This is a genomic window from Amycolatopsis sp. cg9 (assembly GCF_041346945.1).
Classification (GTDB): Bacteria; Actinomycetota; Actinomycetes; order Mycobacteriales; family Pseudonocardiaceae; genus Amycolatopsis.
In genome coordinates this window covers 7,123,705-7,135,558 of record NZ_CP166850.1, presented here as the reverse complement: position 1 = coordinate 7,135,558, position 11,854 = coordinate 7,123,705, and the positions used below count along the sequence as shown (strand labels likewise).

At 71.1% G+C, this 11,854-nt stretch carries 15 protein-coding genes and 1 riboswitch; of the genes, 7 read left to right on the top strand and 8 right to left on the bottom strand.

Annotation, left to right across the window (positions count from 1 at the left end; all coding sequences use genetic code 11):
- Nucleotides 1-68 precede the first annotated feature (68 nt).
- Together AB5J73_RS33355 and AB5J73_RS33350 are read left to right on the top strand one after the other, a co-directional pair.
- On the top strand, nucleotides 69-332 hold the full coding sequence (locus AB5J73_RS33355) for a DUF3040 domain-containing protein (RefSeq protein ID WP_370962715.1): 264 nt from the start codon (nucleotides 69-71) through the stop codon (nucleotides 330-332).
- 15 nt (nucleotides 333-347) lie between these two features.
- A complete protein-coding gene (locus AB5J73_RS33350) occupies nucleotides 348-1,379 on the top strand; it encodes a DNA polymerase IV (RefSeq protein WP_370962714.1) in 1,032 nt (343 codons plus the stop codon).
- A 69-nt stretch (nucleotides 1,380-1,448) separates the two neighbouring features.
- Here AB5J73_RS33350 and AB5J73_RS33345 read toward each other — a convergent pair whose 3' ends face one another.
- Nucleotides 1,449-2,099: a TetR/AcrR family transcriptional regulator gene (locus AB5J73_RS33345; RefSeq protein WP_370962712.1), complete on the bottom strand. Its 651-nt coding sequence runs from the start codon at nucleotides 2,097-2,099 to the stop codon at nucleotides 1,449-1,451.
- Nucleotides 2,100-2,187: 88 nt separating this feature from the next.
- Between AB5J73_RS33345 and AB5J73_RS33340 the strand changes: the two genes are divergently transcribed.
- The 5 genes from AB5J73_RS33340 (at nucleotide 2,188) to AB5J73_RS33320 (ending at nucleotide 6,195) form a co-directional block, all read left to right on the top strand.
- Entirely contained in the window at nucleotides 2,188-3,078 is an 891-nt protein-coding gene (locus tag AB5J73_RS33340; protein WP_370962711.1) for a diiron oxygenase, read from the top strand.
- A gap of 57 nt (nucleotides 3,079-3,135) precedes the next feature.
- A complete protein-coding gene (locus tag AB5J73_RS33335; protein ID WP_370962710.1) occupies nucleotides 3,136-3,789 on the top strand; it encodes a hypothetical protein in 654 nt (217 codons plus the stop codon).
- Entirely contained in the window at nucleotides 3,786-4,271 is a 486-nt protein-coding gene (locus AB5J73_RS33330) for an N-acetyltransferase family protein (RefSeq protein ID WP_370962709.1), read from the top strand. Before AB5J73_RS33335 ends, AB5J73_RS33330 begins: the two co-directional genes overlap by 4 nt.
- A gap of 32 nt (nucleotides 4,272-4,303) precedes the next feature.
- Nucleotides 4,304-4,380, top strand: a riboswitch (S-adenosyl-L-homocysteine riboswitch).
- Nucleotides 4,381-4,458: 78 nt separating this feature from the next.
- The gene (gene ahcY, locus AB5J73_RS33325) at nucleotides 4,459-5,919 is read left to right on the top strand and encodes an adenosylhomocysteinase (protein ID WP_370962707.1); all 1,461 of its coding nucleotides are present in this window, start codon (nucleotides 4,459-4,461) and stop codon (nucleotides 5,917-5,919) included.
- Nucleotides 5,920-6,039: 120 nt separating this feature from the next.
- Nucleotides 6,040-6,195, top strand: coding sequence for a hypothetical protein (locus tag AB5J73_RS33320; protein WP_086678182.1), 156 nt, complete (start codon nucleotides 6,040-6,042; stop codon nucleotides 6,193-6,195).
- 300 nt (nucleotides 6,196-6,495) lie between these two features.
- On the opposite strand, the gene AB5J73_RS33315 is transcribed toward AB5J73_RS33320, so the two are convergent.
- The 7 genes from AB5J73_RS33315 to AB5J73_RS33285 form a co-directional block, all read right to left on the bottom strand.
- Nucleotides 6,496-6,702, bottom strand: a complete 207-nt coding sequence (locus tag AB5J73_RS33315) for a hypothetical protein (RefSeq protein ID WP_370962706.1) — start codon at nucleotides 6,700-6,702, stop codon at nucleotides 6,496-6,498.
- Nucleotides 6,703-6,777: 75 nt separating this feature from the next.
- A complete protein-coding gene (locus AB5J73_RS33310) occupies nucleotides 6,778-7,662 on the bottom strand; it encodes a Ku protein (protein WP_370962705.1) in 885 nt (294 codons plus the stop codon).
- A gap of 74 nt (nucleotides 7,663-7,736) precedes the next feature.
- Nucleotides 7,737-8,963, bottom strand: a complete 1,227-nt coding sequence (locus AB5J73_RS33305; RefSeq protein WP_370962704.1) for a styrene monooxygenase/indole monooxygenase family protein — start codon at nucleotides 8,961-8,963, stop codon at nucleotides 7,737-7,739.
- Between the two features lie 20 nt (nucleotides 8,964-8,983).
- Complete coding sequence (locus AB5J73_RS33300; protein WP_370962703.1) at nucleotides 8,984-9,604, bottom strand: ATP/GTP-binding protein; 621 nt, start codon at nucleotides 9,602-9,604, stop codon at nucleotides 8,984-8,986.
- Nucleotides 9,579-9,947 carry a DUF742 domain-containing protein gene (locus AB5J73_RS33295; protein WP_370973416.1) on the bottom strand — a complete coding sequence of 123 codons (369 nt, stop codon included), beginning with the start codon at nucleotides 9,945-9,947 and terminating at the stop codon, nucleotides 9,579-9,581. The genes AB5J73_RS33300 and AB5J73_RS33295 overlap by 26 nt, the downstream gene beginning before the upstream one ends.
- 26 nt (nucleotides 9,948-9,973) lie before the next feature.
- Entirely contained in the window at nucleotides 9,974-10,411 is a 438-nt protein-coding gene (locus tag AB5J73_RS33290) for a roadblock/LC7 domain-containing protein (RefSeq protein WP_125315245.1), read from the bottom strand.
- On the bottom strand, nucleotides 10,408-11,646 hold the full coding sequence (locus AB5J73_RS33285) for a sensor histidine kinase (protein WP_370962702.1): 1,239 nt from the start codon (nucleotides 11,644-11,646) through the stop codon (nucleotides 10,408-10,410). Before AB5J73_RS33285 ends, AB5J73_RS33290 begins: the two co-directional genes overlap by 4 nt.
- Nucleotides 11,647-11,854: the final 208 nt, after the last annotated feature.

Below are 11,854 nucleotides of genomic sequence, written 5' to 3'. Positions count from 1 at the left end.
TTCGTTGGGAGGACGATTGGGTATTCGCTCTGGCGATACGGCGGGTTCGGCGCCGAAGGAGTGCCCCGATGCTCAGTCACCACGATCGCACCGAGCTCGAGAAGATCGAGCGCAGTCTCGAGCTCAGCGACCCCGATCTGGCCACCGCGCTGCGCGACGGCAAGCGGCCGAAGTCGCGCGCGCTCCGGAGCACCGTCTTGATCGTCTTCGACGTCGTCGCCGTGACCCTGCTGGTCGTGGGGCTCGTCCTGCCCGACCCCGGGGTGACGCTGTGCGGGATCCTCGCCCTCACCGGCACCGTCTGGACCCACGTGGCGCGGCACCGGATCTGAGGCGAGACTGGGCCCGTGAAGTGGGTCCTGCACGTCGACCTCGACCAGTTCATCGCCGCGGTCGAGATCGCCCGCCACCCGGAGCTCGCGGGCAAGCCCGTCGTCGTCGGGGGCAACGGCGACCCCACCGAACGGGCCGTGGTCGCGACCGCTTCGTACGCGGCCCGCGAGTTCGGCGTCCAGTCCGGCATGCCGCTGCGGCTCGCCGCCAAGCGCTGCCCGGACGCCGTCTTCCTGCCCAGTGACCCGGACGCCTACCTCGAGGTGTCGGCGCGCGTGATGGCGGTGCTGCGGGAGTTCCCGGTCGTCGTGCAGGTCATGGGCTGGGACGAGGCGTTCGTCGGAGCGGAAACCGACGACCCGGAGGCGCTGGCGGCCGGCTTGAAGGACGCCGTCGCGCGCGAGACGGGACTGTCGTGCGCGGTCGGGATCGGCGACAACAAGCTGCGGGCCAAGCTCGCCACCGGGTTCGGCAAGCCGGGCGGGATCTACCGGCTGACGCAGGAGAACTGGTGGGCGGTGATGGCCGGACGCCCGACCGACGCGCTGTGGGGCATCGGCGGCAAGACCGCGAAGAAGCTGGCCGAGCTGGGCATCGAGACCGTCCTCGACCTGGCGGGCGCGGACGCTTCGGCGCTGGCCGCGCGGTTCGGCCCGAAGACCGGGCCGTGGCTGCGGCTGCTCGGCGGCGGCATCGGCGACGCCGACGTCAGCGCGACCCCGTACGTGGCCCGCTCCCGCAGCCGCGAGACGACGTTCCAGCGCGACCTCGCCGACCCGGCCGAGATGGCGGCGGAGGTCTCGGCGCTGGCCAAGCGGGTCACGCAGGACGTTCTGGACGAAGGCCGCCCGGCGGCGCGGATCGCGGTCAAGGTGCGGTTCGTGCCGTTCCTGACCCACACCCACAGCATCACCCTGCCGGAGCCCACTGCGGACGAGGCCGAGATCGAGCGGGCCGCGCGGGAGGTGCTGGGCATGTTCGAGCTGACCCGCGCGGTGCGGCTGCTGGGGGTCCGGGCCGAGTTCCCCCGCGAGGACGGGAGCTGAAAGGGACGTTCGGCGCGTCTGACGAGCTGAAGGGGACGGTGCTCGCATCTGGTGCGAGCACCGTCCCCTTCAGCTCAGCTCCTCCGGCAGCGGCAACGGGCGGTCCGGGTCCAGCTCGACCCCGCCCGCCTTCAGCGTGTGGTCGAGCATCGCCCAGATCGTGCCGGTCAGCTGGTCCGTCAGCTGTGCCAGGCTCAGCGCGCCCGGGTGGTCGAGCCACCGGGTCGTCGCCGACTCGACGTAGCCGACCAGGCCGAACGCGATCGTGTCCGCCGGGGCCGGGTCGAGGCCGAACGCCGTCAGGTAGCCCGAGAACAGGCGGCTGAGGTGGCGGGCGATCGTGCCGCGGACGTCCGTCGGGGCCGGCAGCGTGCGGGCGAGGTAGCGGTGCAGCGGTTCGTGCTCGGTCAGCCAGCGCAGGTGGGTCGAGATCACCGTCGTGATCATCTCGTGCGGCGAGCCCGAGGGGTGCCAGAGCGGTGCGAGCTCGGCCGTCACCAGCTCGGCCGCGCGCTCGGCGATCGCGCGCTGGAGGTCGGCCGCGTCGGCGAAGTGGCGGTACAGCCGGGTGCGGGCCACGCCGGCGCGCTCGGCGATCTGCTCCGTCGAGACCTCGGGGCCGTGCTCGGCGATGGCCGCCAGGGCCGCGTCGACGAATTCGGCGCGCCGCCGCTCCTGCTGGCCCGCCCAGCGCGCCGCCCGTCCGTCGACCTTGGTCACCCGGGAAGCCTACTCAAGTCCGGCGAGCCGGTGTACGCTCGCCGAAGTAACTAGTACAGCGCGTACCCCCTACTTTCCGGAGGCCGCCATGGGCGTCGAGGCCCAGGACCGGGACGTCACCGCGGCTCGTCTGCTCAAGAGCTCCGCGAAGAACTCCTACGACCCGTACGTCGACATCGACTGGGCCGCGCCGCTGGCCGAGGGCAAGGCCTACATGCCGCTCGAGCGCGTCTCCCTCCACGGCACCGCGCTCTGGGCGAAGCTGACGCCGGAGCAGCGGATCGAGCTGTCCAAGCACGAGATCGCCAGCATCATGAGCGTCGGCCTGTGGTTCGAGATCGTCCTCATGCAGCTGCTCGCCCGGTACGTCTTCGACCTGGACGCGCGCTCCGAGCACGCGCAGTACGCGATGACCGAGATCGGCGACGAGACGCGGCACTCGGTGATGTTCGCCCGCACCGCCGAGCGGCTCGGCGTCCCGCGCTACGGCGTCCCGAAGGTCGTGCACCGTGCCGCCAAGGTGTTCGGCGCGACCGCGGCCGGGCCCTCGATGTTCGCCAGCGTGCTGGTCGCCGAGGAGACCACCGACCGGCTGCAGCGCTCGATGATGGACGACGACGGCATCCAGCCGCTGATCCGCTCGGTCAACCGCATCCACGTCGTCGAGGAGGCCCGGCACGTCCGGTTCGCCAAGGAAGAGGTGCTGCGGGAGACGCCGAAGCTGACGAAGGCGGCCCTCCAGCGGCACCGGCTGCGGACCGCGCTGGTCGCGTTCGGCGTCATCGACAGCATGGTCGACCCGCGGATCTACCGCAGCGTCGGGATCGACCCGCGCGAGGGCCGGGCCGCGGCGCTGGCGAACCCGCACTTCCACGAGACGCGCCGCTGGATGGCCGAGAAGATCGTGCCGTTCCTGCGCGACGCGGGGCTGATCGGCGGCCGGTCGGAAGGCATCTGGCGGCGCGCGCATCTCATTTGAGGCACTGACGGCGGAATTCCCTTCGCGTCGATTGCCCGGTTCCGCCACGATGCCCGGGTGACCGCTGAGTTCCCCGCCGCCCCGCCACCGCCGCCGCGCTCGCCGTTCGCCCACCCGGTCTTCGCGGGCCTGATCGGGGTCATCGTCGGCGCGGTGCTGGTCGGCGTGCCGTGGCTCGTGCTGAGCCTGCTCGGCGGGCCGAGCGGCCGGGCGCTCACGGCGCCGCCGAGCCTGGGCGGGCTCGGCCGGGCCCAGGAGACGATCGCGAAGTTCGACGCGGAGAAGGGCAAGGACCTCATCGCCCGGATCGAGAAGACCGACCGGGAGACCGCCTCCCGCGTGTCCGCGGCCTACGGCGGTGCGGGCGCGGTGGCGCAGCAGTACCAGGACGACCGGCTGGAGCGCGCGTTCCAGCTGATCGCCGTGAGCGCCGCCTCCCCGGAGCTGGTGGCGCCGTACGAGGACACCGAAGCGCTGGGCCTGGCCGCGCCGAGCACGGAGCTCGTGCGCGTCGGCGAAGTGCAGTGCCTGGTCCACAACGACACGACGGTGGCCGGTTCGACGCCGGACCCCGAGCGGTCGTTCGTCACGAGCTGCCAGCGCAGCGGCCCGGACCTGACCGTCACGCTGCGGCCCGTCAGCGCCGAGGGCAACCGCGACCCCCGCGAGCTCGCCGGGATCGTCGAAGAGGCCTGGAAGGGACTTTCGTGACGACCACCGTCCGGCCGGCCCGCACCGGCGACGAAGCCGTGCTCGCCAAGATCGACGAGCGCACGTGGGACTCCGCGGTGTCCCCCGCTCCCCCGCCGCCGCCCGGCACGCCGTTCTTCGACGAGGGCACGCGGCCGGAGAACGTCCTGGTCGCCGAGCACGACGACGTCGTCGCCGGGTACGTCCGGCTCGACGAGGGGTTCGGCATCCCCGCCCACGCGCACGTGCTGGTGCTCGGCGGGCTCGCCGTCGACCCGGACCGCCAGGGCCTCGGCATCGCGGGACGGCTGGTGGCCGCGGCCGCGGCGGAGGCGCGCCGGCGCGGGGCGGCCAAGCTGACGCTGCGCGTGCTGGGTCACAACACCGCCGCCCGCCGGGTCTACGAGCGGTGCGGGTTCGTCGTGGAAGGCGTGCTGCGCGGGGAATTCCGCGTCGACGGCACCGACGTCGACGACGTTCTCATGGCCCTTCCGCTCGCTTGACAGCTTCCCGGCGGCTTTGCCATCCTGGATCCCGGGCCGAGAGGCGCTGCGACGGAACTCTTTCCGCCACGCTCGGCCCGCGACACGCATCCAAGGGCGCCTCCCGCGAGGGAGGTGCTTTTTTTGTGGTGTCCCACCCGTTCCTCCCGCGCGCTCCGCAACCAGCCGTCAGGAAAGAGCTCGAGGAATGAGTGACAAACTCGCACGCCGCAACGGTCTCGACTTCGCCGTCGCCGACCTTTCCCTCGCCGAAGCCGGCCGCACGCAGCTGCGGCTGGCCGAGCACGAGATGCCCGGCCTGATGGCGATCCGCCGCGAGTACGCCGCCACCCAGCCGCTCAAGGGCGCGCGCATCGCCGGGTCGCTGCACATGACCGTGCAGACCGCCGTACTGATCGAGACCCTGGTCGCGCTCGGCGCCGAGGTGCGCTGGGTCTCCTGCAACATCTTCTCCACCCAGGACGAGGCGGCCGCGGCCGTCGTCGTCGGCCCCGAGGGCACGGTCGACGCCCCGTCGGGCACCCCGGTGTTCGCGTGGAAGGGCGAGACGCTCGAAGAGTACTGGTGGTGCACCGACCAGCTCTTCGCCTTCGCCGGCGGGAAGACCCCGAACATGATCCTCGACGACGGCGGCGACGCCACCCTGCTCGTGCACAAGGGCGTCGAGTTCGAAGCCGCGGGCGCCGTCCCGCAACCGTCCGAAGAGGACCCCGAGGAGTACCGGATCGTCCTCGAAACCCTCCGCGCGAGCCTGGCCGCCGACGGCGACCGCTTCACCCGGATGGCCAAGGAGATCCGCGGCGTCACCGAGGAGACGACCAACGGCGTCAAGCGCCTCTACAAGCTCGCCAAGGACGGCGAGCTGCTCTTCCCGGCGATGAACGTCAACGACTCCGTCACGAAGTCCAAGTTCGACAACAAGTACGGCATCCGGCACTCCCTTGTGGACGGCCTGAACCGGGCCACCGACGTGATGATCGGCGGCAAGCGCGTCGTCGTCTGCGGCTACGGCGACGTCGGCAAGGGCGCGGTCGAGGCACTGCGCGGCCAGGGCGCCCGCGTCGCGGTCACCGAGATCGACCCGATCTGCGCGCTCCAGGCGTCGATGGACGGGCTCGACGTCGTCGAGCTCGACGACGTGGTGGCCACCGGCGACATCTTCATCACCACCACCGGCAACTTCGGCATCATCTCCGCGGACCAGATGAGCCGGATGAAGCACAACGCGATCGTCGCCAACGTCGGCCACTTCGACAACGAGATCGACATGGCCGGGCTGGCGAAGCTGCCGGGCATCGTCAAGAACGAGATCAAGCCGCAGGTGCACGAGTGGACCTTCGCGGACGGCCACGCGATCATCGTGCTCTCCGAAGGCCGCCTGATGAACCTCGGCAACGCGACCGGCCACCCGTCGTTCGTGATGTCGAACTCGTTCACCAACCAGGCGATCGCGCAGATCGAGCTGTTCGCCAAGCCCGGCGAGTACGCCACCGACGTCCACCGGCTGCCGAAGCACCTCGACGAGAAGGTGGCCCGCCTGCACCTCGACGCGCTCGGTGTGAAACTCACCAAGCTCACGAAGGAGCAGGCGGATTACATCGGGGTGGACGTCGAAGGGCCGTACAAGCTCGATCACTACCGGTACTGACCCGAGATTGCTCCGTTTGACGCAGTTTGCGGCACCGCAAAAGTGGCCATCCTCCCCGTGACAGCGCATCCGCCCGGCCGGCATGCCGGACGGGTCCCATGCGAAGGAGTGTGTGTCAAAGTGATCGTTCTCGGTGTAATTCTCCTGATCATCGGGTTCATCGTGGGAATCCCGGTGCTTTACACCATCGGCATCATTCTCGCGGTGGCCGGCGTGGCACTGGCCATCTTGGGCGGCACCGGCCGCCGGATCGGTGGGCGTGCGCACTGGTACTGACATAACCGCCGGTACTGATTCAACGACCGGCCCGCGGCCTGGCGCGTCAGCAGCGATGCTGGCCGCCAGGCCGTTCGGCCGTTCTCCGTCGCGGGAATCCGCGGAACGTAAAGGGTCCTCCGGCTCCGAGGGGGAGGGAGAGCCGAAGGACCCCGTTAGTGTTAGCACATCGCCAAGCCCGTGTACACAGCTGCATACACGATCGTGTTACCGCCCTGACGCCGTCTTGACGCCGCGAAGGCCTCCCCGGCCGGTGCGCGGCACTCGGCGGGAAGGCCTTCGCGGATCCTGGCGGGAGGCTCAGGAAGCCTGGCGCAGCAACGATTTCTCCGGCGGTGCGGCACACCCGCAGCCGCCGGGGGCCGGGCAGTCGACGATCAGTGCGTGCCGCACCCGATCGGGGTCGGCGCACGCCGTGTCGGTGCACTCGGCGAACCCGCCTTCCGGGTGCACGACGAGCGTGCCGTGGCAGTGGTCGATCCGCGCGTCGCACGAAGCGCATTCCATGAGTCCTTGGTACCACCGGGAAGCGCCCGGGCGCGGGACCGGGACGGCGTGTCGGCGCGACCACCCGTCCGGGGCTCAAGCGGACTTCGGTGCCCGCTTCCGCGGTGCCGCCTTCTTCTTCGCCGCCGGCTTCGCGTCCTCATCGGACCCGTCCTCATCGGACCGGTCCGCGGTGGACTGCCGTGACTTCTTCGCCGCGTCCACACTGGCCTGCAGCGCCGCCATCAGGTCGACGACGTCGGCCTTCGCGGTGACGGCCGCGGGCTTGGTCGTCTCCTCCCCCGCGACCTTGGCCTCGATCATCTCCTCGAGCGCCTCGCGGTAGTGGTCGCGGTACTTCTCCGGCTCGAACACCGGCTCGGCCAGCGAGTCGATCAGCGAGCCGGCCATCGACAGCTCCTGCGGGCGGATCTGCGGCGGGTCGTCGCGCAGGAACGGGAAGTCGGGTTCGCGGACCTCGTCCGGCCACAGGATCGTCGTCATCACCAGCACGTCGGCGTGCACCCGCAGCACCGCCATGCTCTCCCGCTGCCGCACCGCGACCTTCGCGATCGCCACCTGGCTCGACTTGTGCAGCGCGTCCCGCAACACGACGTACGGTTTCACCGCGTTCTTCTGCGGTTCCAGGTAGTACGTCCGGTCGTACTGGATCGGGTCGATCGACTCCAGCGGCACGAACTCGAGCACGTCGATCGTGCGCTGCGTGGGCAGCGGCAGCTCGGCCATCTCGGCGTCGGTGATGACGACCATCTCGCCGTCGGGCAGCTCGTAGCCCTTGGCGATCTCCGGGTAAGGGACCTCGGCGCCGTCGATCGTGCAGAACCGCTTGTACTGGATGCGGCCGCCGTCGGCCTCGTGCACCTGGCGGAGCGAGACGTTCTTGTTCTCGGTGGCCGCGTACAGCTGGATCGGGATGCTGACCAGCCCGAACGACACCGAGCCCTTCCACATCGCCCGCATGCCACGTACCTCCGAGGTCGCCTTCACGCTACGTGACCACCGTAGCCCGAATCGTCCCCCGGCGACAGTCCGATCTAGACCTCTGCCAGGTACTTCTCCCACTTCGCCGGATCCAGGAACCAGTGCTGGAAGTCGGTCGGGTCGGTGAACCCGTTGGCGAACCGCCGGGCCACGGCCGGGTTCTGGCCCGCGACCCCGAGGATCTGGAGCACGTGCGGGGGTGGCGGCAGGAGCAGCGCGTTGGTCCATTCGGTGACGTGCTTGGCGTACTCCCAGTAGCGCTCGAACGTGGCGTCCATCCACTCGGCGTCGAACGGCCGGTCGCCGCGCTCGAGGATCGCGGTCAGGTAGGTCGCCGCGCAGTGGCTCGCGTTGTTCGAGCCCTGCCCGGTGATCGGGTCGTTCGCCACGACGACGTCGGCCATGCCCAGCACCCGCGCCCCGCCGGGCAGCGTGCCGACCGGGTTGCGCACGACCGGCGTGTACCCGCCGGCCAGCGCCGCCTTCCCGTCGGTCAGCTCGGCGTCGCGGCAGCGCTCGTACTCCCACGGCACGAACTGGCGCATCAGGTCGAGGAGGCGCGTGAAGTGCTCGCCCGCGGCCGGGTGGTCGCCGAAGCAGTCCAGCGGCCCGCCGGGGACGCCCTCGAAGAAGAGGATGTCGCAGTTCCCGCTCAGCGTGTACGCCGGGATCATGAACAGCTCGCCGACACCGGGCACGATGTTGAACCGGACCGCCTGCTTGTCCGGGTGCTCGGGCCGCGGCCGGACGCCGTGGGCGTAGGCCAGCGAAAGCGCGCGCATCGGCTTCGTGTACGGCGACCGCTCCGGCACCCGGTCGAACAACTGGACCAGCTCGCCCTTGCCGGCCGAGATGATCACCAGGTCGTACAGCCGCGACAGCGCGTCCAGTTCGGACGTCATCACGCCGTGGATGACGAGCTTGCCGCCGCGGTCCTCGAACAGCTCCAGCCAGCCCGCCATCTTCACGCGCTGGTCGACCGACTGCGCGTAGTGGTCGAGCTCGGCGAACCAGTCGAGCGCGCGGCCGCCGTCCGGCGCCGCCACCGACACACCGAGGCCCTCGACGCGGACGGTCTCGTCCTCCCACTGGTTCAGCCCGAGGTCCCGCTCGTGCTGCAGCGCGTCGTTGAACATGCACTGGGTCGACATCACGCGCCCGTTCCGGATCTCCTCCGGCGTCCGCGCGGACATCACCGTGACGTCGTAGTCCTTCGCCAGCAGCCCGAGGGCCAGCTGCAGCCCGGACTGGCCGGCGCCCACGATCAGGACTCTGCGCATGAAGCTCTTCTCTCCTCGGTTCAGGCCGGCGCGACGCTGCCGGCCAGCTCACGCGGCCCGGACAGCACGGCGAGCGACAACGTGTGGCTGACCAGCTCGGTCAGGGTGGCGATCGTCGACGCGCGGTCGCGGGCGTCGCAGGTGACCAGCGGGACGGCCGGGTCGAGCGCCAGCGCGTCGCGCACCTCGTCGAGGTCGTGCACCGGCTTGCCCTCGAACTGGTTGACCGCCACGACGAACGGCAGCTCCGAGTCGTTCTCGAAGTAGTTGATCGCCGCGAACGACTCGTCGATCCGGCTGGTGTCGACCAGGACGACCGCGCCGAGCGCACCGCGGCTCAGGTCGTCCCAGAGGAACCAGAACCGCGCCTGCCCCGGCGTGCCGAACAGGTACAGCAGCAGGTCCGGGCGCAGCGTGATCCGGCCGAAGTCCATCGCCACGGTCGTGGTCGACTTGCCGCCGGGCGGGATCTCGTCGACGCCTTCGCCGGCCTCGGTCATCCACGCTTCGTTGCTCATCGGCGGCACTTCCGACACCGCCCCGACGAACGTGGTCTTGCCGACACCGAAGCCCCCGGCGACGACGATCTTCGCGGAGATCGTCAGCAGATCGCCCTCAGGCGGGGAGCCGCTTGAGCCCATCAAGGATCCTCTCGAGCACGGTGGTGTCGTGGTGGTAGGCGTGCGCGGTGGGGTGGACGAACACCGCGCCCTGGGAGGCGAGGTCGCCGATCAGCACCCGCACGACGCCCAGCGGCAGGTCCAGCCCGACCGACAGCTCGGCGATCGAGGACCGCACGCGGGCGCGTTCGTAGAGCGAGCGTGACTCGGGCATGAGCGTGTCGCTCAGCGCCGGGTCGTACCGCGGGACCGAGACCAGCGTCTCCACCAGCAGCTGGTGTCGGGTGCTGGTGCGACCGCCGGTGAGCGCGTACGCCCGGATCCGGCGGCTGCGCCGCGGCAAGGCGGTGTCCTTCCGGGACACGGGGATCACATCCTCGGGCACGCCCATCACACCCTGGGCCGGCGCGCGGTGAGCACCTGGCGCAGTTCGGCGCGCACCTCGGGGGTGAGCGCGTGGCCGGCGTTGGTGATGAACTGGGTCATCTCGTAGGCGACCACCTTCATGTCCGCCTCGCCCGAGGTCAGCACCGCGAGCCCGGCACCGGAACCGATGCCCATGAAGAGGAAGTAGCCGTGGGTGAGCCGGATGATGATCTGCTCGCAGGCGCCCTTCCCGAACAGCGCCGCGCTGTTGCCGGCCAGGGAGAGCAGGCCGCTGGCGATCGCGGCGAGCTGCTCGGCCTCCGCTTCGCCGACCGAGTCCGACGCGGTGAGCGGGAAGCCGTCGACGCTCATGATCAGCGCGTGGCTGACCCCGTGCACCTTCCGGACGAAGTCGTCGAGCAGCCAGGCGAAGTTCGCCGGGGCCGGGTGGGGGGCGCTCACGAGGCGGTTCCTCCGGGCGTTTCGTCCTGCTGGGCGTGGTTTTCCGCGTGCGCGGCCCGCTCGCCGTCGGCGAACGCGCCGAGGTCGGCGAGCAGCTTCTCGTGCCCGTTCGCCGCCGGTTCCGCGGCCGGGGGCGGCGGGGGCGGTTCGGGGGCCGCGCCGCGGATGCTGCCGGGCACGCGGCGCGGCAGGCCGTTGGCCGTCGTACCGCCGGTGGCCCGCTCGACCGGCCGGGGCCGGGGGGTGGGCTTGCGCGGCACCGGCGCGGGCTCCTCTCGCGGGAAGGCACCCGGGCGGCGGCGCGGCAGCCCGCCCGCCGCCACCGGTTCGGCGCCGGTCTCGGCCGGTTCGATCGTGACGGTCCGGGTGCCCGACCACGCGTTCTCGGCGAGCTCGGTGACCACGCCGGTCGGCAGCAGCACGGTCGCGACCGTGCCGTGCGGGCTGCGCCGGTCCAGGCGCACGCTGACGTCGTGCCGCGCGGCGAGGCGGGCGACCACGGCGAGGCCCATGTGCCGCGCCGCGGCGTCGTCCAGGTCGCCGCCCGCGGCCAGCCGCCGGTTGAGGCCCTCGACGCGGTCGGCGGGGATGCCGATGCCCTCGTCCTCGATCCGGACGAGCACGCTGCCCTGCTCGGTCAGGTGCGCGCTGACGTGCACCGGCGAGCTGGGCGAAGACTGGTTGGCGGCGTTGTCGAGCAGCTCCGCGAGCACCCGGCCCAGGTCTTCGGCGGCGAAGCCGACGACCCCGAGGTTCACCACGCGCCCGATGGTGATCCGGGCGTAGTGGTCGATCGAGGACATCGCCGCGCGCACCAGGTCGAGCACCGAGGTCGCGCGGGCGGCGTCGTCGGCGGTGTCCTGGCCGGCCAGGACGCGCAGGTTCTCGGCATTGCGCCGCAGCCGCGTGGCGAGGTGGTCGAGCTGGTAGAGCTCGGCGAGGCGGTGGTGGTCCTCCTCCCCCGCTTCGAGTTCCTCGAGCCGCGCGAGGAGCTGGTCGAGGAGGTTGAGGTCACGCAGCGCCACGCTGGCGCAGATCTCGGCCAGGACGCCTTCGTCCGCGGGCGGCGCCGCCGGTTCCGGTTCGGGCCGCGACAGCTCGGCGAGCGCCGGCCCCGGCGCGGGCGCGTACCCGGGGTGCTTCGGCGGTGCGGTGAGGTACTGCGCGGCGGCGACCCGCGAGCGGTCCAGCAGGACGCGTGATCGATCCAGGAGTTCCCGGGCCCGGCTCGCCATGTGGTCCCACTTCTTCCTTGCTCAGGTTCGGCAACGACTGCATCGCGCCGACCCCCGGGCGGCGATGCCGGACATGCAAGCAGAAAGGTTCGTCGGATGTCCACAACCGGTCTCCGGCCGGTCGCTCGACGTGACCGGTTTTTCGCGCCGTCGCTGCTGGTGAGCGCAGCGGACTAGGCCATTCGGCTCATTTTTGCATTTTGCACCC

Coding starts and splice junctions, on each gene's coding strand:
- AB5J73_RS33315 (WP_370962706.1), bottom strand. CDS start 6,702: ATGGAATGCGCTTCGTGCGACGCGCGGATCGACCACTGCCACGGCACG.
- ahcY (WP_370962707.1), top strand. CDS start 4,459: ATGAGTGACAAACTCGCACGCCGCAACGGTCTCGACTTCGCCGTCGCC.
- AB5J73_RS33300 (WP_370962703.1), bottom strand. CDS start 9,604: ATGGGCTCAAGCGGCTCCCCGCCTGAGGGCGATCTGCTGACGATCTCC.
- AB5J73_RS33305 (WP_370962704.1), bottom strand. CDS start 8,963: ATGCGCAGAGTCCTGATCGTGGGCGCCGGCCAGTCCGGGCTGCAGCTG.
- AB5J73_RS33285 (WP_370962702.1), bottom strand. CDS start 11,646: ATGGCGAGCCGGGCCCGGGAACTCCTGGATCGATCACGCGTCCTGCTG.
- AB5J73_RS33310 (WP_370962705.1), bottom strand. CDS start 7,662: ATGCGGGCGATGTGGAAGGGCTCGGTGTCGTTCGGGCTGGTCAGCATC.
- AB5J73_RS33355 (WP_370962715.1), top strand. CDS start 69: ATGCTCAGTCACCACGATCGCACCGAGCTCGAGAAGATCGAGCGCAGT.
- AB5J73_RS33340 (WP_370962711.1), top strand. CDS start 2,188: ATGGGCGTCGAGGCCCAGGACCGGGACGTCACCGCGGCTCGTCTGCTC.